Source organism: Nocardia sp. NPDC057668 (assembly GCF_042799795.1).
In the GTDB taxonomy this organism is placed as follows: Bacteria; Actinomycetota; Actinomycetes; order Mycobacteriales; family Mycobacteriaceae; genus Nocardia.
Genome location: NZ_JBHVIC010000003.1, coordinates 981,176 through 1,003,214 on the forward strand (window position 1 = coordinate 981,176; position 22,039 = coordinate 1,003,214).

The window sequence follows — 22,039 nt, forward strand, 5'->3', positions numbered from 1 at the left end:
GAAAGGCAAGGAATGACACGAAGCAAACGCCCCGGGGCGATACGGGTGGCGGTGCTGACCGGGGTGGCGATGCTGGCCCTGGGATTCACCGGATCGACGACCCGGGCCGAACCCGAAGCACCGGCCACCGAACAGCAACTGGCCGACTACATCGCGGCGGGGGTCAAGGGGGGACCGATCGCGGGGACCGGATCCGCCTGCACCTCCGGCAGCGGGGCGGGCTCGGGCAACGGGTCCGGGGACTGCCTGGGCGGATCCGGGTCCAGCTCGGGCTCCTCGGGCGGGCGCTCGTCCGACACCCAGCAGTACGGCCCGGAGATGACCTCGTGGACGGCGGCCTTCGGATACGGGCTGCTCAATCCCGATGCCGCGCCGCCGGGCACCAACGACTGGAACTGCAAACCCACCGCGGAGCATCCGCGTCCGGTCGTGCTGGTGCACGGCACCTGGATGAACGCCTACAACGGCTTCGCGTACATGAGCAAGCCCATCACCGACGCCGGATTCTGCACCTTCACCTTCAACTACGGCCGATCCGACCTGGTACAGGGCGGCGGTCTCGGGTCGCTGATACCCGGTGTGATGGGCACCGGCTACATCCAGGATTCGGCCAAACAGCTGGCCGTGTTCGTGGATCGGGTGCTGGCCGCGACCGGTGCGGGCAAGGCCGACATCGTGGCGCACTCGCAGGGCGGCTCGATGGCCAACTGGTACACCAAGTTCGAGGGCGGTGCGGCCAAGACGCAGAATCTGATCACCTACGGGGCGACCCACCACGGGACCTCCCTCGTCGGGATCGGGGCGCTGGGCCGGGCCGTCAACAACTTCGGCATCGACGTGCTGGGCCTGGTCGAGATCTTCGTGGGCCACGCGGGCATCCAGCAGACCGTCGGCTCGGACTTCGTGAACAAGCTCAACGCAAACGGGGACACCGTGCCGGGCATCGACTACACGATCGTCGGCAGCCGGTACGACGAGATCACCAACCCGTACGAGCTGACCTTCCTGAAGGCCGGGCCCGGTGCGCGGGTGCAGAACATCGTCCTACAGGACGGCTGTGAACAGGACGTCTCCGATCATCTGACGATGATGTACTCACCGCGTGCGCTGTCCATCGCGCTGCGGGCGCTGGATCCGGTGAAGTTCCCCACCCTGCAGTGCACCTTCAATCCGTGGGTGATCGGCGGTGGCGGCGGGCTCTGACCGGACGTGCCGGTGCGGCGGCGCTGCTCATCAGCCGCCCGCCGGCACACTCTCGGACAACTCCGATTCGATCCACGCGGCCATCATGCGGGCCGTCGTGGCGATGACCTCCTGGCGCTCGTCGCTCCCGATCTCCACCGCCGAAGCGCGGACCACGGCGGCGAAGCCGGTATTGACGAACACGAACGACATCACATCGTATTTGTGGTCGTTTCCCGGGCCCATGATCTGGATCAACAGCACCTTGACCAGCAATCGGAAGCGCGGCTCCAATTCGGGCAGGCCGCTGCTGTAGAACTGCACGCCGGCCACCAGCGCCCGCACCAATTTCGCGTTCTCCACGAGCTCCTCGGCGAACACCTCGAGAATATCGGTGATCACCCGCGACCGATATTGCAGCGACGGCATTTTCGGTTCCGGCCGAACGCTGGACAACCACTGGGTGAAACGCCGCTCGAGCTGCTCCAGCAGGCGCTGGAGCAGCTCCTCCACCATGACGCTGCGATCGGCGAAATAGCGGTACACCGTGCCGATGCTGACCTCGGCCTCGGCGGCGATGCGATTGGTCGAGGTGTCGGCGATACCGCGTTCACCGAACAATCGGGCGGCGGTGTCGAGAATGTGATCTCGGGTTTCCCGCGAACGCTGCTGGGTCGGAGTGCGACGCCGCGGTGGAGCTTTCGGCGGCATTTATCCTCCTGCCGTGCGGTCAAGAATGAGCTTTGCTCATCTTAGGGTGACACGCACGCGGTGATGTAGGTTTTTCGCCACGGGCCGCAGGGAGGTACGAAGAATGGCGAGTCGAGTTCCCAAGGGCAGACTCGTGCGCGGCGGCCAATTGGGACGGCTCGCGGCCGGGCAGGCCGCACGCGGCGTGGGCACCCGGCTGGCGATGATCGGGCAGCCGGAACAGGCGCGCCGGGTGCTGGCCGAGCGGTCCGCCATGCAGGCCGCGCAGCAGCTGGTGACCATCCTGGGCGGGATGAAGGGCGCGGCGATGAAGCTGGGCCAGATGCTGTCGGTGCTCGATGTCGATCTCGTGCCCGAGGAGCATCGAGAGTTGTTCCGGGACAAGCTCGCCGAGCTGCGCTCGCGCGCGCCGGTCGTGTCCTTCGCCGCCATGCGCGCGGTGATAGAGGACGATCTCGGTCCGCTCGCAAGAACTTTCGCCGATTTCGAGGAGACGCCGGTCGCCGCCGCCTCGATCGGGCAGGTGTACCGGGCCACCCTGCGCGACGGTCGCACGGTCGCGGTGAAGGTGAAGTACCCGGGCGTGGACGAAGCCGTGCACGCGGACCTGCGCAATCTCGAATTCTTCAGCAGGATGTGGCGTTCCGCGCTGCCGAGCGCGGCCGATGCCGGGGTGCTGGACGCGGTCGCCCGCAATATCGGCGGCGAACTCGACTACGCCCGCGAGGCGGTGACCCAGCACCGGGTGGCCGCGCGCTACCGGGAGCATCCGTTCATCACCGTGCCCGACGCGATCGAAGAGTATTGCGGCCCACATGTTCTCGTCACCGAGTTCGTCGAGGGCACCTCGTTCGAGCACATGCGAACCCTGCCCGATGACGAGCGCGACCGCATCGGTGAGCTGATCTACCGCTTCTACATCAACTCGCTGTTCACCGACCACGAGTTCTGCGGCGATCCGCACCCGGGCAACATCCTGCTCGCCGCGGACGGCCGGGTCGGGTTCGTCGACTTCGGCCTCTACAGCACCATGGATCCGGTGCACGTGGAGTTCGAACGCACCGCCCTGTGCGCGGCCGGCGAACACCGGGCCGCGGACCTGTACGGGCAATGGGTGGATCGCGGCATCATCGATCCCGGCGCGGGGGTCTCGCCGCAGGAATGCCTGGACTACGTGTGGGCGGCGGCGGGCTGGCACCTGCTGGACGAACAGGTCGCCATCACCCCCGAACTGGCCACCGGCGCGCTGGTCCTCGCCGTCAATCCCCGCTCGGCCGAGTTTCGCGGGATGCGCCGCCAACTCCTCCCGCCCGAACACGTCTTCTCCCGCCGCACCGACCTGTTCACCTTCGCCGCCCTCGGCCAGCTCCGCACCACCGCGAATTGGCACCGCATCGCCCGCGAATGGCTCTACGACGAGCCGCCCACCACCGAGATCGGGCGTGCGATAGCGGCCTGGCGGGACGCACGCGGCTGAGGCGGAGTGCCTGAGTCCGCGAGCGGATTCCGGGCGGGGCGAGTCCACGATTCCGCCGAGCGGCCGGTCGTGCACCTCACCGGGTGGAGGTGTGTCCGGCGGCGTCGACGACCACGGGATCGTCGAGTTGCCACTGTTTGTTCAAGACTCCCGGCCCGACACCGTAGAAGCGAAACATCAACTCGAAGGTCTCGCTCTCACCGGTGCCGACGCAGTTGGCTTCCATGCCCGGTATCGCGGTGGGGCCCAGGTAGACGTCGACGGAGCCGTCCTCGTTCACCCGCAGTCCGGGCTGCTGGGAGGACACCGAGTAGGTGGCGTTGCCGCGAATGAGGGTGTGGTCCTCACCGTCGTACATCGTGACGGACCAGTACTGGGACACCGGGACCCCGGCGGGCACGCGCAGGCGGTAGGTACGGTCGGATCGCAGGATCTCACCGTGCGCATCTCGCAGGTTGACCAGGTAGAACTGGCCCACGCCAAGACGTTTGAGGCCGATGAAGGCCATGTGATACACGACCGCGCGATCGGTGTACGGATAGACCTGGCCGTCGGCGAAGTTGTGGCTCTGGCCCTCGGTGAAGTCCCGGCCTGCGGGGAAGAACCAGTGCCGGCCGTCGTAGAACGGCGGGTCGTTGCGGTAGATCTCCCGGATCGAGGCATGCGCTTCGCGCACAGCTTCTTCCAGCAATTCCACGCGTCGGGCGTCGGGTTCGAACGGTGTCCCGCGTTCGATGCCGATCGTGGCCAGCATCTCGGCGAAAGCACGGTCGCGCGGGAGCCACGGTTCGGCCTGGACGACCCGGTCGAGGGCCTTCCAGAACTCGAGAGTGTAGGGAATGCGGGTGTCGACGAGTTCGCCGAACAGGTCTCGCCGCGGCGTTTCGGGTGGATTGTCCGCGTCGGCGAGAGGGTAGATGCGGATGCCGCGGCAGTACTCCAAGCCGGAGTCGAGTGCCTGCTGGGTGGCTTCGGGTAGCACCGACCGCAGCAGGGCGTAGGTCTGGTTGGTGTCCGATGGCAGTACGAGGTAGCCCTCGGGCACCGCACCGTCGAATCCGGGCGGCAGGATCAGGTAGCGCGCACCGTTGCCTGCGTCGGCCCCGAACTTGCCGACGTCTTCCAGGGGCACCTGCCAGATGTTGCAGAGGCTGCCGTTGAGTACGTGCTCGTCGGTGGCCGGTGGGATATCGACGACGATGGGGCCGTCACGGCCCGGGTCCATGAACGCCATGTAGTAGATCAGGTCCGGGTTCGGGGTCAGAGTCTGATTGCGCCAGTCGAGCAACTTCGACCAATACAAGAACTCGATCTTGCGGTCCGGTGCCATCACCGACCGCATGACCTCGAAATTCACCGCGGCCATACCCCAGATCGCCGCCTCCACCGCCCGCCTGTACACCAGGCGATCGGCGATATCCCGCTCTGCGACATCAGTCATCATCCGCCTCCCGACGAGGGAACTCGTTCGACGGCGCCGGCACAGCGCCCCGGTCGACAAGCCAGTTTTGCCCCCGCGTCCCCTTGGCGATTCACCCGGCACGGGTGAACCCGCGCGGTGCTGCAACTCTGACGACGACTTCGGCGCCTGCCGGTTCGAATCACGGCGATCGTGAACCTGGCCGGGGGCGGGCGCGGCGGACAGGATCCAGGCGGAAGGTTCCGGCTCGGGGCCTCGAGGTTCCGGACTTGGGCAGGGTGGCAATCGGGTGACGCAGGCGGCGACCGTGGTCGCGAGCGCGGACAGCGCCGTGACCTCGTCGATCAAGAAGCGGGTGGGACGGGGAGCCGATGGCTCGCGGGTGCGCGGGCTGGGGGTGCGGCTGCTGTCGCTCGGGGTGTTCGTCGCGCTGTGGTGGGCGGTCACCGCCGCCGAACTCGTTGACGCGCAATTCCTTCCGGGACCGCACGCGGTGTGGGACGCGTTCGTGCGGGCCAACAGCTGGCACGAACTCGCGCCGGGAGTGCCCCGCGAGGTGCGTGGCGAGCAGAACTACTTCCTGTGGGAGCACCTGGTCGCGAGCCTGCAGCGCATCGGGATCGGGGCCGGAGCGGCCGTGCTGCTCGGGCCGCCGGTGGGCTTCGTGCTCGGCAGCTCCCGGCTGGTGAGCGCGATCGTCGAGCCGTACCTGAACTTCCTGCGCATGCTGCCCCCGCTCGGCTACATCGGGCTGCTGATCGTCTGGTTCGGCATCGGCGACACGTCCAAGAACTGGCTGCTGTTCCTGGCCGCGTTCCCACCCATCGTCATCGCGACCATGTCCGGCGTGCAGGGTGTTTCGGCCGATCGGATCAACGCCGCCCGGTCGCTGGGCGCGAACCGGCGGCAGGTGATCACGCGGGTGCTGTTGCCCGCGACCCTGCCCGAGGTGATCGGCGGGATCCGCGTTGCGGTCGGGTTCGCCTGGACCACGGTCGTCGCCGCCGAGCTCAACAACGGCATTCCCGGTATCGGCGGACTCGCGTATCTGGCCGGGCAGCAGCTCAATACGCCGCTGACCGTCGCCTGCATCATCGTCATCGGACTCACCGCGCTGGCCCTGGACGCGGTAATCAAACAGGTCGGCGTTCTGGCCGTCCCCTGGAAAGGTTTGGCATGAAACGCACTTTCGCCGCGCTGGCGCTGGCCGGCGCCCTCACCCTGGCCCTGACCGGATGCGTGGAATCCAATCGAACCGACTCCGCCGGTACCGGGGACACGGTGGCCTGCCCGGTGGCGGTCGACGAAAGCTTCACCGGGACCGTACGACTGGGTTACCAGGACATCCCCAACGGTGATCTGATCGTCAAGGACACCGGGCTGCTGCAGACCTGCCTGCCCAAGGCCACGATCACCTGGTCCAAGTTCGCCTCGGGCGCCACGGTCATCCAGGCGTTCGGCTCGAACTCCATCGATCTGGCGCTGCTCGGCAGTGCGGCTGTGGCACGGGCGGTTTCGGCGCCGCTGAACCTGGATGTCAAGACGGTGTGGATCCACGACGTGATCGGCGCGGCGGAATCGCTCGCGGTCAAGGACCCGGCCATCACCACGGTGGCGGGCCTGCGCGGGAAGAAGATCGCGGTGCCGTTCGCCAGCACCTCGCACTACAGTCTGCTGGCGGCGCTCACCGCGGCGGGCATCGAACGCGACGTCACGCTGGTGAATCTGGCTCCGGACGCGATTCTGGGCGCCTGGCAGGGCGGCGGGATCGATGCGGCGTTCGTCTGGGATCCGACGCTGAGCCGCCTGCTGGAGAACGGGCACACCGTGACCACGGCCGCGGACACCGCCAAGGCCGGGAAGCCGACCTTCGACCTGGCCGGGGCGCGCGGCGAATTCGTCGGCGCCAACCCGAAATTCCTGGCGGTGTGGACTGCGGCGCAGAACTGGGCCGTGCAGCAGATCGCGAAGGATCCGCAGGGCGCGGCCACCCATATCGCGGCACAGCTGGGGATTTCGGTCGACGAGGTGCGTAAGCAGTTGGGCGGCTACGTGTTCCTCGACGCCGCAGCGCAGGCCGGGCAGCCCTACCTGGGTAAGCAGCTGAGTGCGGACCTGCAAGGTTCCGCGCAGTTCCTGTTGAGCCAGGGCGAGATTCAGGGCCTGGCCGCACCGGAGAAATACACGGCCGCGGTGTACGCCGACGCGGCCGCCGGGGTGAGCGCCAAGTGAGTTCGGCGCTCGATCTGCGCGATCGGGTCGTGCTGACCGATGTGTCCAAGACCTATGCGAGCGCGAACGGGCCGACGGTCGCGCTCGCGCCCACCGATCTGGTCATCGAGCCCGGCGAATTCGTGAGCGTGGTCGGGCCGTCCGGCTGCGGGAAGACCACGCTGCTGCAGTTGCTGGGCGGGTTCCTGACCCCGACCAGCGGCGATCTGCTAGTGGGTCCGGACCGCGTCGCCGGGCCGAGCCCGGAGCGCGGGGTGGTCTTCCAGTCCCCCACCCTCTACCCCTGGCTCTCGGTGCGCGGCAACATCGAGTTCGGGCCCAAATGCCGTGGCGTGGACCGCAAGACGCGCCGGTCCGAAGCCGAGCGACTGCTGGAGCTGGTGGGCCTGGGGGCCGAGGTCGGCGGACAGCGGCCCTATCAGCTGTCCGGCGGTATGCAGCAGCGCGCGCAGATCGCCCGCGTACTGATCAACGATCCGCGCATCATCCTCATGGACGAGCCGTTCGGCGCGCTGGACCAGTTGACCCGGGAGCGCTTGCAGGTCGAGCTGCTGCGGCTGTGGCGGCAGGCGGGCAAAACCATTGTCTTCGTGACGCATTCGGTGGAGGAGGCGGTGTTCCTGTCCACCCGGGTGCTGGTGATGAGCGCGCGGCCGGGGCGGGTCATCGTGGACCGGCGCATCGAACTCCCGGGTGATTCACCCGACCACCCGCGCGAGCTCGCCGTGACCGCCACGCCGGAATTCCAATCGCTCAAATCGGAACTGGCGCAGGCGATCTACGACGCGCACCGCTGACATCCGCGCAGGTGGGCGGGCTGCCGGAGCGCGACGGAGACCGAGTTGCCCAGCAAAAAGCACATTTCCGGCGCAGCGTGCACATCATCCCGCCCGTAATGGGTACAACCCAGTGGTGACCGCAAGAAAGCCCTGGGCTGTGCTCGCGTCAGTCATAGCCGCCACCGCCATCGCCCTTCCGACCGCCGCGGCGGCCCCACCCGAGGGGGTGGTCGCCGAGGTGGCCGATGGGGAGCAGTTCTCCACCCTCGACGTCTACTCCCCCGCCATGAACCAGGTCGTCTCCAATCGGGTGATCCGGGCCGCGGGCGGCGGCCCGGCCCCGACGCTGTATCTGCTCACCGGCGCGGGTGGCGGCGAGGACGGCATCTCCTGGTGGAACGACACCGACGTGCGAAAGTTCTTCGCGGACAAGAACGTCAACGTGGTACTGCCGACCGGCGGGGCATACAGCCTGTACACCGACTGGATGGCCGACGACCCGATCGCGGGCCGCAACAAATGGCAGACCTACCTCACGCGGGAGTTGCCCGCGGTGGTCGACGCGCAACTGGGGACCACCGGCCGCAATGCCGTCGCGGGGGTGTCCATGAGCGCGGGTTCGGCCATCGACCTGGCCATTCAGGCGCCCGAGGTCTACGACGCCGTCGCCGCCTTCAGCGGGTGTCCGTGGTCTTCCGACGCCGCCGGGGTGATCATGGCGGGGGCCGTCGTGCTGCGCGGCGGCGGTAATCCAGGCAACGTGTGGGGCGCACCCGGCGGCGAGCTGTGGCGGGCGCACGACCCGTACCTGCACGCCGACCGGCTGGCGGGCAAGACGGTCTTTCTCTCCGCCGCCACCGGGCAGCCCGGCGCGATCGACGGGGGCGGGCTGCCCGCGCCGATCGTCGAGGCCATCGCCAATTCCTGTACCGGCGCCTACGCTAGCCACCTGGCGGAGAACGGGATCCACTCGATCTACGTCCATCGCCCGGAGGGTTCGCATACCTGGGGTCAGTTCCAGACGGACCTGTACGAGTCGTGGCCGCATCTGGCGCGCGCCATCGGCGCCTGATCCGGATCCGCGCCCACCCCGGGTGAGCGCGTCCGATCAGCCGCCGAGATAGGCGCGTTCGACCCGTTCGGGATCGTCGCGGAAGGCGAGCGCGGTGTCCTGGTCCGCGATATGGCCGTGCACCAGGATCGCCGCGCGATCGGCGATGCCCAGGGCCAGGTGCACGTGCTGCTCGACCAGCAGCACGCTCAGCTGTTCCTCGGTCGTGAGCGTGCGCAGCACGGCCAGGATCTCGGTGACGATCACCGGGGCCAGGCCCATGCTCAATTCGTCGATGAGCAGCACCTTCGGCCGCTGCAGCAGGGCACGCCCGATGGCCAGCATCTGCTGCTCGCCGCCCGAGAGCCGGCCCGCTGCCACCCCGAGCCGCTTCTCCAGGGCCGGAAAGTATTCCAGGATCTGCTCCACGCCATTGCGCCGGCGTGCACGATCGGCGATCGCCAGCTGCAGGTTCTGCCGGGTGGTCAGTTGACGAAACAGCGCGCGATCGTCGGGCACGAGAACCATTCCCGCTCGCACCGTTTCGCGCGGCCGGCCGCTGCCGATCCCGTTCCCCCCGACGAGCACCTCACCGGCGTCGCGGGGCACGAGCCCGGACAACGCCATGAGCAGCGTGGTCTTCCCGGCTCCGTTCGGCCCGAGCAGACAGGTGATCTCCCCCGCCGTGAGCGCCAGGTCGACCTCGCGCACGCAGGGCCGCTGCTTGACGTATCCGGCCGAGAGCCCCCGGCATTCCATGGCGACGGTCACCGCGCGGTCTCCTTCTCAGCCGTTGCGCCGGTGCGCGATTCGGTCTCGGGCGCGGACTCCTCTGACTCCGCGGGCAGGCCGAGGTAGGCGCGGCGGACGTCGGGGTGGGCGCGGATCTCGTCGGGGGTGCCGGTCGCAATAACCTCGCCGAGGTCCAGGACGATCACGCGGTCGCAGATGGACAGGACCAGCTCCATATCGTGGTCGACCAGCAGGATCGCGGTGCCGTCGTCGCGGACCGAGCGCAATTTCTCACCGAGCCAGCGGCTTTCACCGTGGTCCAGGCCCGCGGCGGGCTCGTCCAGCAGGGCGACCTTGGGTTCGGCCGCCAGCACGCGGGCCATCGACACCAGCTGGCGCTGGCCCTGCGAGAGCGAAGCGGCTTCGCGTTCTGCCAGCTCGTCCAGGCCCAGCACCGCCAGCGTCCGCGACACCCGCTGGGCGATGGGCAGTTCCGAGTGCGAGCGGGCCGCGCCCACGCGCACGTTCTCCGCGACGGTGAGATCGTCGTACAACTCCACGTCCTGGAAGCTGCGGCCGAGGCCGGCGCGGCTGCGCCGGTGCGGGGCCTGCCCGTCGATCGCGACGCCCGCCAGGCGCACCGATCCGGTCGCGGCCGCGAACCCGGTGACCGCGTCGATGACCGTCGTCTTGCCCGCGCCGTTCGGCCCGATCAGACCGACGATCTCGCCCGGGCGAACCTCGAAGCTGACATCGGTGGCGGCCTTGACCGCGCCGTAGGCGACGCTCACCCCGGTCACCGCGAACACCGGACCGGCCGAATCGACCGGCGCGGGCGCGGTCACCGCCGCCACGGGAGCGGGCGGTGTGCCCTTGCCGCCGAACAGCGTCCGCGCGGGCCAGGGCAGGCGGGGCAGTTTGGCGGCGATGCCGTCGGGATTGGTCATGACGGTCACGATGAGCAGTACGCCGCTGGTCACCGCGTAATAGTCACCGGCGCCGAGGAATCGGTCGACCAGCAGGTACAGCACGCCACCCGGGGCCATGATCCCGGCCAGAATCGCGCCGGTGATGGAGGTGATGCCCGCGACGTAGATGATCGCGAACAGCGAGATGCCGAGGAAGACCGCGAACGGCTCCGGGGTAGCCACACTGTGCTGATAGCCCAGCAGCGCCCCGCACAGCCCGGCGATGAACGCGCCGATCGCGAAGGCCAGCAGCTTGGTTCGCGACACGTCGATGCCCGCGGCGGCCGCCGAGCGCTCGTTGGCGCGCACGGCGAGCATGTCGGTGCCGAGCCTGCTGCGGCGCAGCCACGCGACCCCGAGACCAACTGCGGTGAGCACGGCCAGGCACAGCAGTGCGAAGGCCATGCGCGGATACGCCTCGCCCGCACCGATTCCCAGGTCGATGCCGAACAGGCGCGGGGTGTCGATGCGCGCGCCGTCGACACCACCGTTCAGGTCCGAATTGCGGAACCAGAACGCCTCCACGAACACCGCCAGCGCCAGGGTCACCACCGTCAGCGGCAGGCCGCGGACCCGCAGGGCGGGCAGGCCGACCACCACGCCGACGAACGTGGCGAACAGGGCCGCCAGGATCGGCGCGAACGGAAACGGCACGCCCAGATGCAGATTGAGCACGCTCACCGCGTAGGCCGAGACTCCGGCCAGGGTGAGCTGGGCGAGCGAGATCTGCCCGGCGTACCCGGTGATGACCACCTGGGACAACCCGAGCACGGCGAAGATGATGCTGCTGACGATGGCGGCGCGGTAACTGCCGGTCGTCGCCAGCAGCGCGACCACGACCACGGCCAGCGACACCAGCACCGGGACGGCGACGGCGTTCGGCCGGGGCGCGCGACCGAGCGTCTTGCGCACCACGCTGCCGCGGTCGGGCAGCGGCCTGCCCTTGAACACCAGGAACCCGAGAATCAGCAGCAGCGAAATCGCCTCGGCCATACCGGACTTGGGGACCCAGTCGTACAGGGACTGCAGATTGGTGGATTCGGCCTGCAGCGCGCCGATCGCGATGCCAGCCGCTACCGTCAGCGCGATCGAACCGAAGTTGCCGACCAGGGTGGCCGCCAGCGCGGGCACGATGAACAGCGAGTAGGCGATCGGGTTGAGCGCGACCAGCGGGGCGATGAGAATGCCGCTCAGGCCCGCGACCACCGAGGACAGCGCCCAGTTGCTGAAGGCGATCCGATCGGGTGAGAGACCGGTGAGGTAGGCGCCCTTCTCCGATTCCGCGGCCGCCTCGGTCGCGACGCCGAAGCGGGTGAGGCGGAAAATCGCCAGCGCCGCCAGGGCAATCACCACGACCGCCACCGCCAGCCAGATCCGATCGGTGGGCACCTTGCGCGCGCCGATCGCGAAACTGTCGAGCTTGAAGATCGGCTCCACCGAGATCAATCCGGTGCCCACGCGCTGAGCGATGAGCGCCTGGATGACGATCATCAGGCCGATCGAGGCCACGGCCTTGGCGACCACCGGGGCGTCGCGCAGCGGCCGGAAGATCAGGGCGTAGCAGAGCACGCCGAGAACGGCGGCGACAACCAGGGAGATCGCCATGGCCGGGCCCACACCGAGTCGCTGCCCGACATCGATCGTCTTGGGCAGACCCGGTATGGGGACCATGAATTCACCGGTCCGCAGCAGGGCGTAGGTGTACGCGGTGTAGAGCGCGACGGTTCCGGTCGCGAAATTCACGACGCCCGAACTCTTGAACGTCATCACGAGCGCGAGACCGAGCGCGGCGTACACCGCCCCGTTGCCCAAACCGAGCACGAGGAAGGAAACATGGTCTGTCATTGGCGAATCTCTCTGGCTGAAGCCGGCTGTAAACCCCTCGCGCGCGGGCTATCCGGCGAGCTTCAGGTTCACCGCCACGCCCTTGTCGTTGATCTCGCCGTACATCATCTGGCGCGAGCAGATCGAGGCCATCATGGGCGCCGCGGTGCCGTCGCAGGTGAAGGTGATGCCGCCGCCCGCGGGCATCTCGATGCCCTTGGCGGCCTTGAGCGCGTCCTTGATGGCGGCCGGGGTGATCTCGCCCTGGATGCCGGCGCCGGCCTTCACCACCGCCATGACGACCTGGTAGCCCGAGGCGGCCATGCCGGTGACGTGGGTGTCGGGCGCGTACTGCTGCAGCACCGAGCGGTAGAGCACCGAATCCGGGCGATCGGAGAGGTAGTCGGTGCCGGTGACGCCGATGCTGCCGATCACCGCGTCCATGCCGATGATCTTGGTGACGGCCGGATCCAGGCAGACCGGAATGAAGACCTTCTTCACCGCGGGGTCGGTGGTCTGGATCGCCTTGAACACCGAGCTACAGGTGGCAGCGTCGGCGACCACGCTCACGCCTTCGGGCTTGCTGGACAGGCCCGAGGTGACCAGCGGGGTCGGGTCCGGCACGCCCAGCGGGATCGGCACGACCTTCAGGTCGATGCCCGCGGCCTTGAAGATGGGCGAGCCCATCGCGTTGATGATCGCGCCCGCGCCGCCGCCGTCACTGGCGAAGATGGTGAAGGACTTCAGGTTCTGCGACTTCGCCGCCGCGGTCATGGCGGTGAGCATGCCGGGCAGGCCCGCCGACAGCGCCGAGGAACCCGGCGAGGTCAGCTCGGCAGCGGACACGCCGCTGAGGGTGATGTACGGGATGTTCGCGCCCGCCACGATGGGAACGACCGTGCCGCCCTGGGAGGTGCCCGCCGCGAGCACGGCGCTGACCTTCTTCTCCACCAACTCGTTGGCGCACTTGGTCGCCGAGGTCGGCTCCTCCTGCTGCTTGCAGACGATGAGCTCGATCGGGCGGCCCGCGAATCCGCCGGCGTTCTTGTTGACGTACTGCACGGCGGCTTCCGCGCCCGCGCGAATCTCGGGAAGCGAGACCACCGCGCCGCCCTCGGTCGAGACGAACCCGATCTTCACCGGGTCGCCGCTGGCCGGGTTGCTCGTCAGCGACGTGGTCGCCGCGCCGGCGACGGGATTGTTCGCGTCCGATCCCTCATCGCCCGCGCAACCCGTCGCCGCGAGTGCCGTGAACAGCACCAGAGCGCTGACCGTCGCGAAAGTCCGCCTGCGGCGCCGAAGTCCACCGTAATGCATATGTCCGAGCTCTCCTTCTACACCAGCAAGGGCCTGGTGTTCTGCGACACACTAGAGGGCACGGGTAATCTGCACCACTTATCGAGTAAGCCGCAGCACTTACTCGCCGGTAGCCTCCGCGCCCGCTCGCCGCGGGGATCTGCATCCTTCGCGTCGGCCGAATTCCCAAATGGCGGAGGGTCTTCCGGATATGCTCGCCGGGGACGCCGACCAGTGGAGAGGTAAGCACACTGGACACCCTGTGGAGCTTTGTCGTCGATCACCGCCGTCAATTGCTGATGGACGGATATCTGCACGTCTCCGCCGTGGTCCAATCGGTGCTGATCGCCACGCTCGTCGCCGTGGCGCTCGGGGTGCTGGTGTACCGCAGTCCGCTCGGCTCGGCCGCGGCCACCGCGACGGCCAGCATCATCCTGACCGTGCCGTCGTTCGCGCTGCTGGGCCTGCTCATCCCGTTCATGGGTCTCGGTGTGCCGCCGACGATCACCGCGCTCGTGCTGTACGCGCTGCTGCCCATTCTGCGCAATACGATCGTCGGGCTGGCCGCCGTCGATCCGGCGGTCTCCGACGCCGCGCGCGGGGTCGGCATGAATCGCACGCGGGTGCTGACACGGATCGAATTGCCGCTGGCCTGGCCCGCCATTCTGGCCGGAATGCGCACCAGCACAGCGCTGATCATGGGCATTCTCGCCATCGCCGCCTACGCCAAAGGGCCGGGGCTGGGCAATCTCATCTTCTCCGGGCTCGCGCGGGTCGGCAGCCCGAACGCGGTGCCGCAGGCGTTGACCGGTACGGCGCTGATCGTGATTCTCGCGCTGGTGCTGGATGGAATGCTCGTGCTCGTCGGCCGATTCACCACACCCGGGAGCGTCCGTGACTGAAACTCGCGCAACCAGGGCCGTGTCCGGCGCCGAGATCGTGCTGGACGATGTCACCAAACACTATCCGGGGCAAGCCGATCCGGCGGTGCAGCGGGTATCGATGGTCATTCCGGCCGGGGAGATCGTGGTGCTGGTCGGGCCGTCCGGATGCGGCAAGACGACCACCATGCGAATGATCAATCGGCTGATCGAGCCGACCTCGGGCGCCATCACCATCGACGGGCTCGACGTGCTCGGCATGAATCCGGATCAATTGCGGCGCGGGATCGGCTATTCGATTCAGCAGGCGGGATTGTTCCCGCATCTTTCGGTCGCCAAGAATGTGGCGACGGTGCCCGGGCTCATCGGCTGGGATCGGCGGCGGGTCAGCGCGCGGGTGGATGAAATGCTGGAGTTGGTCGGGCTGGATCCGAAGGCGTTCCGGGACAGGTATCCGCGGCAATTGTCCGGCGGGCAGCAGCAGCGCGTGGGTGTGGCCCGCGCGCTCGCCGCCGATCCGCCGGTGCTGTTGATGGACGAGCCGTTCGGTGCGGTGGATCCCATTACCCGCGGGCTGCTCCAGGACGAATTGCTGCAATTGCAGGCGGAATTGGGCAAGACGATCGTCTTCGTGACGCACGACTTCAACGAGGCGGTCAAGCTCGGGGATCGCATCGCGGTGCTCGGCGATCGATCCGCCATTCTGCAGTACGACACCCCCGCGGCGATTCTGGCGAGGCCGGCCGACGAGACGGTCGCCGGATTCGTGGGCGCGGACGCCGGGCTGAAGCAGCTCACCCTGACCAGGGTGCGGGACGTACCGCTCGAGGATTGCGCGGTCGCGGTGGAATCGGCCGCGGTGCAATCGCTTCGGGACGCCATCGGGGACGACGAGCGGGACTGGGGGCTAGTGCTGGACGAGCAGCGGCGGCCGGTGCGCTGGGTGACCCCGGCACAGCTCGCACACGCGGATTCGCTGCGCACGGCCGGAACCCCGGTGGGCAGCGGGGTGTCAGTGGAATCGACATTGCAGCGAGCGCTCGAATCGCTGCTGGCGGAGAGCAACGCCCACGCCGTTGTCACCGGGCCGGACGGCGAGTACGCGGGCCTGATCACCATCGACACCCTCGTCTCGCATCTGTCCGAGATGCGAGACACGCACGGGCGCAACGGCGGCGGCCGATGACCAGTGCGCCGGAACGGCAGGCCGACCGCATCCGGCTGATCGCCCAGCCCCTGCTGGCGCTCGCGCTGGGAGCGGGGGTGCTGGCGTGGGCCTTCGCGCGCGAATTGACCGTGACCCAGCAGGCCAGCCTCACCGCGGGCAACATCGCCTCGGTGACCGGGCAGCATGTGCGGATCACCGCGACGGTGGTTGCCATCGTCATCGCCATCGCGGTGCCGCTCGGAACGCTGCTCACCCGCCCCGGATTGCGGCGGCTCGCACCGCTTTTCGTGGGGATAGCCAATATCGGCGCGGCGGCGCCGGCCATCGGGCTCATCGTGCTGTTCTATCTGCTCACCCGCGCCACGGGGTTCTGGACCGGGGTCGCGCCCATCGTGCTGCTGTCGTTGCTGCCGGTGCTGCGCAACACCATTCTCGGGTACCAGCAGGTGGATCCGGCGGTCATCGACGCCGCGCGCGGGCAGGGCATGGGAGCGCCGACGGTGCTGCGGCGCATCGAGTTTCCGCTCGCGGTGCCGTACATCCTGGCCGGGCTGCGGACCTCGCTCGTGCTGGCGGTCGGCACGGCCACGCTGTCGTTCCTGGTGAGCGCCGGCGGGCTGGGGATTCTCATCGACACCGGATACAAGCTGCGCGACAACGTCACGCTCTGGGTGGGTGCGCTGCTGGCGGTGGCGCTGGCGTTGCTCATCGATTGGCTGGGTGCACTGGCCGAGCGGTACCTCGAACCGCGGGGGCTGCGGTGAGCGGGCGGATACGGCGCGGTTGTGCGGCGCTGGCCACCGGGCTCGCGGTGCTGCTGGTGGCGTCCTGCGGGCTGGAGGCGGGCAGCTCCATGCCGTTGCCGGTGGGCCCGGGCAGCATCGAGGCGCTGCCGGAACTGGACGGGGTGCGAATCACGGTGGGATCCAAGGATTTCACCGAACAGAACGTGCTGGGCTACATCATCGGGTTCGCCCTGAGCGCGGCGGGCGCCGAGGTGCGGGACCTGACCAACATCGTCGGGTCGAACAGTCTGCGGGACGCGCAGTTGCTCGGGCAGGTCGACATCGCCTACGACTACACCGGAACGGGGTGGATCAACTACCTGGGCAACGAGAATCCGGTGCCGGGCTCGGACGAGCAGTTCGCGGCGGTCCGCGACGCCGACCTCGACGAGAACGACATGGTCTGGACCGCGATGGCACCGCTGAACAACACCTACGCCCTGGTCGCCAACCCCCGCACGGCCGCCGAGAAGAACATCGTCACCCTGTCCGACTACGCCGCACTGGTCGCCGCCGACCCGCAGGCTGCCGCCACCTGCGTGGGCACCGAGTTCAACGTCCGCCAGGACGGTTACCCCGGCATGGCTCGCAAATACGGGATCGACGCGGCCGCCGTCCAGAAGCAGATAGTCCAGGACGCCCTGGTCTACCAGGTGACCGCCGACGGAACCCAGTGCCGCTTCGGCTCGGTGGCCGCGACCGACGGCCGCATCCCCGCCCTGAACCTGAAACTCCTCGTCGACGACCGCGGGTTCTTCCCGAAATACAATGCGGCGCTGGTCATGCGACGGGACTTCGCCGAGGCCCACCCGCGGGTACGCACCGTGCTGGAGCCCATCTCCGCCCTGCTGACCGACGAAGCCATGACCCAGCTCAACCGCGAGGTCGACATCGACGGCCGCGAACCCGCCGAGGTGGCCCGCACCTGGCTGATCGACCGGGGCTTCGTCACCGCGTCCTGACGGACCTCAGGACCGCACTCGCTTCAGAATCACCACGACCTCGGTCGCCTGCCCGGCCCCGAAACTGGGCGCGACGGTGCCGGCCGTCTCCCAGCCCTCCAGGCCGAGCCGATTCAATTCCGCCTCCAGTTCGCCGTAGTCGAAGCCTTTCATCTTCAGCTTGGACGTCACGACCTTGTGCTCGAACTGCGCGACCATGCCCGACTCCTCTCGGTGAACCCGACTACCGGCGGCGCGTGTGCGCGCCCACCTCGATGTGTGCTCGCGCCAGCGTAGGGCGCACAGCGCGCGCGGGCACGACGCCACGTCGGCCATTTCCGCTGGTAATGCCGCCGCGCGGCGGTGGGGAGCGGTGATCTTCGCCGTCGTCGCAATCGCGCACCGGCGCGCTGACCAAACCACAGGCGGGGTCTGCACGAACTCCTCGCTGGCACGGGCAATACCGATCTGACCGATTTCGGAAGGACCAGCATGGCTAGAGCAGCGAGGACCAGGGTGTGGGCGCGAATCCGGTGGGGATTGGCCGTGGCGGTGGCGGCGGGCGGTGTGGTCGCCGGGGGCGGGCAGGGCGTGGCGGCGCCCACGGAAGCCGGGGTGGTGTCCGTACGACCGGTCGGTGAGCGCGAGGACATGGTGGAGGTCTTCTCGCCGGCCATGGGGACGGCGATTCCGGTGCGGGTGGTGCGGGCCGCGAGTGCGTCACGGCCGACCCTATACCTGCTCAACGGATCTCGGGGCGGGCCGGATGAGAGCGGGTGGGACTCGCAGACCGACGCGATGTCGTTCCTGCGCGGTAAGGATGTCAACGTCGTCACGCCGTTCGGGGGCAGCAGTTCGTACTACACGGACTGGGTGCAGGCGGATCCCGTTCTGGGGGTGAACAAATGGCAGACCTTCCTCACCCGTGAGCTGCCGCCGGTGATCGAGGGGCTGCTGGGCTCCAACGGAACCCGGGCGCTCGCGGGGGTCTCCATGAGCGGCACCTCGGTCCTGAACCTCGCGATCGCCGAACCGGGATTCTGGCGCGGCGTCGCCTCCTACAGCGGCTGCGCGCAGACCTCGGATCCGGTGGGGCAGCAGTATGTTCGGATCACCGTCGAGAACTGGGGCGGCGGGCGCAGCGTGGAGAACATGTGGGGTCCCCTGGACGGGCCGCTCTGGCGCGCCAATGATCCGCTGGTCAACGCGGATCGGCTGCGCGGGACCGCCATCTACCTGAGTTCGGGCACGGGGCTGCCCGCGGCGCCGCACGACACCCCGGCCGACCGGCGCGTGGCCGAGGGGCGCATCCCGCTCCCGATCCAGATCGCCTTCGGCGGCGTGATCGAGGCGGCCGTGCGCCAGTGCACCACGAACCTCACCAACCGGTTGAACGAGCTGGCCATCCCGGTGACGGTCGACGAGCGCCCGGTCGGAACGCATTCGTGGGGGCACTGGGAGGACGACCTGCGCACCTCCTGGCCGTTCCTGGCGGGGACGCTCGGCATCGCCTGAGCCCGGCCTCGCCGATCGCCGCATCGAGGCGGCCACCCACACGAGGGGGTGGCTGGCCGGGACTCAGGCCTCCCGGCTCGGTTCGGTCGCGGCGAGATGTTCGCGCAACTGCCTGCGCGAGGAGATTCCGAGTTTGCGGAAGATCTTGCGCAGGTGGTAGTCGACGGTGTTGGGGCTGATGAACAGGGTGGCGGCTATCTCGGCGTTCGTGGCTCCCGCGGCGGCGAGGGTGGTCACCTGTGATTCCTGAACCGTCAGATGGATTCTCGGGATGAGCTGGCCGGGCGTGGCGAGCTGCTCGCCCAGCGCCGCCAGCTCGCGCTGGGCGCGGTCGGCGAACATGGTGACGCCGGTGGCGGTGAAACCGTCACGTGCGCGGCGCAATTGGCTGCCCGCGTCCTTCCGGCGGCGCTTTCGGCGAAGCCATTCGCCGTAGAGCAGGTGTGTGCGGTACAGGTCTCCGGGGGTGTCCGTGGTGGCGAGGGCCGCCAGGGCGGAGTGGAAATGCGCCTCGGCGGCGGGGGTTTCGTCGATGAGGGCACGGCAGCGGCTGCTGATGCCGGCGGCCCAGGCGGACCCGGTGGCCTCGGCGATAGCCGTGAGTTCGGCGGTCACCGCTGCCGCTTCCGCGAGATGCCCGCTGCGCACCGCGGCCTCCACATGCTCGGGCAGGAAACGCGGACCGGTTTGCAGGAAAGCGTTCTCCCGCAAGCTCTTCAGCCGCTGATAGGCGGAGTCGTAGCGGCCGTCGGCCAGATCGCGCACGGCCAGGCCGTGTGTGGTGCCCGAGTGCACGCCCGCCAGGCCCACCGACAGCATGGCCGCGGCGAGCTGCTCCACGTCCTCGTACCGCGCACCGGTCCAGGCCAGGTATCCGCCGTTGATGACGTGCTCGGCGGGATAGCCCATGGCCCTGCGGGTTTCACGAAGTCGCTCGATCGTGCGCTCGGCGGCGGGCAGATCGCCGCGATCCACGTCGGTCATCGAATGGGTCCACAGGTAGGTGTCCAGGGATTTGAGCGCGCCGCGCGCCACCGCGACGCGTTCGCCCTGGGCAAGATGGCGGTCGCGGGCGCGCTCGTCCCACAGCGCGGTCGTGAGCGCGACACCGGCGGTGCCGAACAACAGGATCCGGGCGTCGTCCAGGTCCGCGATGGCCGCCACCGCGGCGCGCATCGGCGCGACGGCCTCCGGGAACGGGTCGAGAATGAGCGCTGCGAGGCCGTTCAGGACGGTCGGGACCACACCGGCGCCGGTGGTGGCGGCCGCGCGCAGCAGCCGGCCCAGTTCCGTCGCGGTCGTACCACGCACGAGTCTTTCGACCGGCAGCAGAGCGTCGAACGCGCGCAGCAGGGCGAGCTGTTCGCGATGCGGGTCGTGACCGTGGAACAGCTCGGCGGCCTGTTTGAGGTGGTAGGGGGCCAGCGGCATCTGCTGCTCGTCGATCAGGAAGATGGCCAGCGACGCGCGCACCATCAGGCGTCGCCCCGCCATCACCGGGTCTTCGCCGGGAGCCGCGGCGCCCGCGCGGATGTTCGAGTCGCCGCCATTCGCGGCTGCGGAAGCGGTCGACTCTCCTATGTGGTGACTACCGGAACTCGGTGCCGCACACGCAGAGTCATCGATCCGTTCCAGCAGGTCCAGGGCCAGATAGCCCGCACCCGCCTCGGCCGCCGCTTCGGCCGCGCCGAGCAGATGTTCGTGCCGCACGACGGGGTCGGTGGTGAGTTCGGCCGCCTTGCCGAGCAGGCTGGTCCGGGAGATCAGGCCGCCGCGCTGCGCCGCGCGCTCGGCCGCCGCGACCAGCAGTGCGGCGACCGCGTCGTCCTGGCGTGGGGCGGCTTCGGCGGCGTGCCAGGCGTGCACGTCGTCGAGCCCGCGCCGGGCGGCAGCCGCGGCCAGGGCGGCGTGGACGCGGCGGCGGTCGGCGGCCGGGGCCGCGCCGTACACCGCCGCTCGAATCAGCGGATGCCGGAAGCGCGCCGCGCCGTCGACGATCACCAGTCCCGCCGAATCGGCTGCCTCCCCCGCACTTTCGGGGACGCCGAGCGCGCCCGCGGCCGCGTCGACCAACCGCAGGTCGCCGGTGGCCTCGGCGGCGGCGATCAGCAACCAGTCCTGGGTCGTGGGCGGCAGGTCGCGGACCTGTCGCCGGTAGAGCTGTTCGAGGCGGTGGCCCGCGCCCCTCGGATGGGGGGCGAAGGAAGAATCCGCGAGCTGCCTGGCGTCGAAATCGTGGGCGAGATCGGTCAGGGCCAAAGGATTTCCGCCGACTTCGGCGACGATGTCGGCGGCGATCAGCGGATCGAAGCGCACGCCGAGGCGGGCGGTGAGCAGTTCTATCGCCGTCGCGCGCTCGAGTTCGGCGACCGGGTGGACCGCGATGCCGCCCAGGTGCATGTCCAATTCGGTGTCGGGCCGGGACGCGAACAGCACCAGCACCGCGTCCGCGTGCAGACGGCGGGCCGCGAAACCCAAGGCGTCCAGCGATTCCCGGTCCACCCACTGCGCGTCGTCGATGGCGCACAGCACCGGCTGGCCGCGCGCGGCCAGCGCGAACAGCCCGAGCAGCGCCTGGCCGACGAGAAAGCGATTCGGCACCGGCCCGCCGCGGTGCCCGATCGCCACCAGCAGTGCTTCCCTATGATGCGCGGGCAGCTCGGTCAGCGGGGCGTCGGCGCGCGCCAGCAACCGCTGCACCCCGGCGTAGGGCAGGGCCTGCTCGACCTCGAACCCGTCCGCGCGCAGTACGCGAAACCCGTTGGCGCGCTCGATCGCCGCCTCCACGAGCGCGGTCTTCCCGATCCCCGGCTCCCCCACCAGCCGCAACGCCTGCCCGACCCGGTTCCGGGCCGCGCCGACGCGGGCGCTCAACTCCTCGAGCTCGGCGACTCGACCCACCAGCACCGACTTGTCGCCGCTCACGACGAAGCCCATTCACCACGCTGTCGGCCAGCAGGCACACCTGGAACGAACATCAACGCTCCCTCTCCTGCCACAGACCCGGGGTAGGGAGCCTAGTCCGATTCGGGCGGTGCGCTGTGCCGGGAGTGCACCGGTTCTGGCCTGATCGTGCA

At 69.0% G+C, this 22,039-nt stretch carries 18 protein-coding genes; 11 read left to right on the forward strand and 7 right to left on the reverse strand.

Annotation, left to right across the window (positions count from 1 at the left end; translation table 11 throughout):
- The first annotated feature begins 12 nt into the window (after positions 1 to 12).
- Positions 13 to 1,203 (forward strand): esterase/lipase family protein, encoded by a 1,191-nt coding sequence (locus tag ACFVBH_RS22960; protein WP_379004221.1) that lies wholly within the window; start codon positions 13 to 15, stop codon positions 1,201 to 1,203.
- Between the two features lie 30 nt (positions 1,204 to 1,233).
- Here the strand turns inward: ACFVBH_RS22960 and ACFVBH_RS22965 are convergent, their stop codons facing one another.
- Complete coding sequence (locus ACFVBH_RS22965) at positions 1,234 to 1,893, reverse strand: helix-turn-helix domain-containing protein (protein ID WP_354984776.1); 660 nt, start codon at positions 1,891 to 1,893, stop codon at positions 1,234 to 1,236.
- A gap of 103 nt (positions 1,894 to 1,996) precedes the next feature.
- On the opposite strand from ACFVBH_RS22965, the gene ACFVBH_RS22970 reads away from it, so the two are divergent.
- On the forward strand, positions 1,997 to 3,370 hold the full coding sequence (locus ACFVBH_RS22970) for an ABC1 kinase family protein (RefSeq protein WP_379004224.1): 1,374 nt from the start codon (positions 1,997 to 1,999) through the stop codon (positions 3,368 to 3,370).
- A gap of 76 nt (positions 3,371 to 3,446) precedes the next feature.
- Here ACFVBH_RS22970 and ACFVBH_RS22975 read toward each other — a convergent pair whose 3' ends face one another.
- Positions 3,447 to 4,811: a DUF1214 domain-containing protein gene (locus tag ACFVBH_RS22975; protein WP_379004226.1), complete on the reverse strand. Its 1,365-nt coding sequence runs from the start codon at positions 4,809 to 4,811 to the stop codon at positions 3,447 to 3,449.
- A 361-nt stretch (positions 4,812 to 5,172) separates the two neighbouring features.
- Between ACFVBH_RS22975 and ACFVBH_RS22980 the strand changes: the two genes are divergently transcribed.
- The 4 genes from ACFVBH_RS22980 (at position 5,173) to ACFVBH_RS22995 (ending at position 8,873) form a co-directional block, all read left to right on the forward strand.
- Positions 5,173 to 5,970, forward strand: a complete 798-nt coding sequence (locus tag ACFVBH_RS22980) for an ABC transporter permease (RefSeq protein ID WP_379004585.1) — start codon at positions 5,173 to 5,175, stop codon at positions 5,968 to 5,970.
- Positions 5,967 to 7,022, forward strand: coding sequence for an ABC transporter substrate-binding protein (locus ACFVBH_RS22985; RefSeq protein ID WP_379004231.1), 1,056 nt, complete (start codon positions 5,967 to 5,969; stop codon positions 7,020 to 7,022). Before ACFVBH_RS22980 ends, ACFVBH_RS22985 begins: the two co-directional genes overlap by 4 nt.
- Positions 7,019 to 7,819 (forward strand): ABC transporter ATP-binding protein, encoded by an 801-nt coding sequence (locus ACFVBH_RS22990; RefSeq protein WP_379004234.1) that lies wholly within the window; start codon positions 7,019 to 7,021, stop codon positions 7,817 to 7,819. The genes ACFVBH_RS22985 and ACFVBH_RS22990 overlap by 4 nt, the downstream gene beginning before the upstream one ends.
- Before the next feature lie 139 nt (positions 7,820 to 7,958).
- Entirely contained in the window at positions 7,959 to 8,873 is a 915-nt protein-coding gene (locus tag ACFVBH_RS22995) for an alpha/beta hydrolase family protein (protein ID WP_354984781.1), read from the forward strand.
- 36 nt (positions 8,874 to 8,909) lie between these two features.
- On the opposite strand, the gene ACFVBH_RS23000 is transcribed toward ACFVBH_RS22995, so the two are convergent.
- Genes ACFVBH_RS23000 through ACFVBH_RS23010 form a run of 3 tightly spaced genes read right to left on the reverse strand, consistent with a single transcriptional unit; the run spans position 8,910 to position 13,693 of the window.
- Entirely contained in the window at positions 8,910 to 9,611 is a 702-nt protein-coding gene (locus ACFVBH_RS23000) for an ABC transporter ATP-binding protein (RefSeq protein WP_379004587.1), read from the reverse strand.
- An 8-nt stretch (positions 9,612 to 9,619) separates the two neighbouring features.
- Positions 9,620 to 12,397 (reverse strand): ATP-binding cassette domain-containing protein, encoded by a 2,778-nt coding sequence (locus tag ACFVBH_RS23005; RefSeq protein WP_379004237.1) that lies wholly within the window; start codon positions 12,395 to 12,397, stop codon positions 9,620 to 9,622.
- Between the two features lie 48 nt (positions 12,398 to 12,445).
- Positions 12,446 to 13,693, reverse strand: a complete 1,248-nt coding sequence (locus ACFVBH_RS23010; protein ID WP_354984783.1) for an ABC transporter substrate-binding protein — start codon at positions 13,691 to 13,693, stop codon at positions 12,446 to 12,448.
- 230 nt (positions 13,694 to 13,923) lie between these two features.
- On the opposite strand from ACFVBH_RS23010, the gene ACFVBH_RS23015 reads away from it, so the two are divergent.
- The 4 genes from ACFVBH_RS23015 to ACFVBH_RS23030 are packed head-to-tail and all read left to right on the forward strand — an operon-like array spanning position 13,924 to position 17,468.
- Complete coding sequence (locus tag ACFVBH_RS23015) at positions 13,924 to 14,574, forward strand: ABC transporter permease (protein ID WP_354984812.1); 651 nt, start codon at positions 13,924 to 13,926, stop codon at positions 14,572 to 14,574.
- On the forward strand, positions 14,519 to 15,739 hold the full coding sequence (locus ACFVBH_RS23020) for an ABC transporter ATP-binding protein (RefSeq protein ID WP_379004240.1): 1,221 nt from the start codon (positions 14,519 to 14,521) through the stop codon (positions 15,737 to 15,739). Before ACFVBH_RS23015 ends, ACFVBH_RS23020 begins: the two co-directional genes overlap by 56 nt.
- Positions 15,736 to 16,485, forward strand: a complete 750-nt coding sequence (locus ACFVBH_RS23025) for an ABC transporter permease subunit (RefSeq protein ID WP_354984785.1) — start codon at positions 15,736 to 15,738, stop codon at positions 16,483 to 16,485. Before ACFVBH_RS23020 ends, ACFVBH_RS23025 begins: the two co-directional genes overlap by 4 nt.
- Positions 16,486 to 16,493: 8 nt before the next feature.
- Positions 16,494 to 17,468 carry a glycine betaine ABC transporter substrate-binding protein gene (locus ACFVBH_RS23030; protein WP_379004589.1) on the forward strand — a complete coding sequence of 325 codons (975 nt, stop codon included), beginning with the start codon at positions 16,494 to 16,496 and terminating at the stop codon, positions 17,466 to 17,468.
- Between the two features lie 6 nt (positions 17,469 to 17,474).
- Here the strand turns inward: ACFVBH_RS23030 and ACFVBH_RS23035 are convergent, their stop codons facing one another.
- Positions 17,475 to 17,666 (reverse strand): DUF4177 domain-containing protein, encoded by a 192-nt coding sequence (locus ACFVBH_RS23035; protein WP_379004244.1) that lies wholly within the window; start codon positions 17,664 to 17,666, stop codon positions 17,475 to 17,477.
- Between the two features lie 273 nt (positions 17,667 to 17,939).
- Between ACFVBH_RS23035 and ACFVBH_RS23040 the strand changes: the two genes are divergently transcribed.
- Positions 17,940 to 18,962 carry an alpha/beta hydrolase gene (locus ACFVBH_RS23040; protein WP_379004246.1) on the forward strand — a complete coding sequence of 341 codons (1,023 nt, stop codon included), beginning with the start codon at positions 17,940 to 17,942 and terminating at the stop codon, positions 18,960 to 18,962.
- A 63-nt stretch (positions 18,963 to 19,025) separates the two neighbouring features.
- On the opposite strand, the gene ACFVBH_RS23045 is transcribed toward ACFVBH_RS23040, so the two are convergent.
- Positions 19,026 to 21,899, reverse strand: coding sequence for an AAA family ATPase (locus tag ACFVBH_RS23045; protein WP_379004248.1), 2,874 nt, complete (start codon positions 21,897 to 21,899; stop codon positions 19,026 to 19,028).
- Positions 21,900 to 22,039 lie beyond the last annotated feature (140 nt).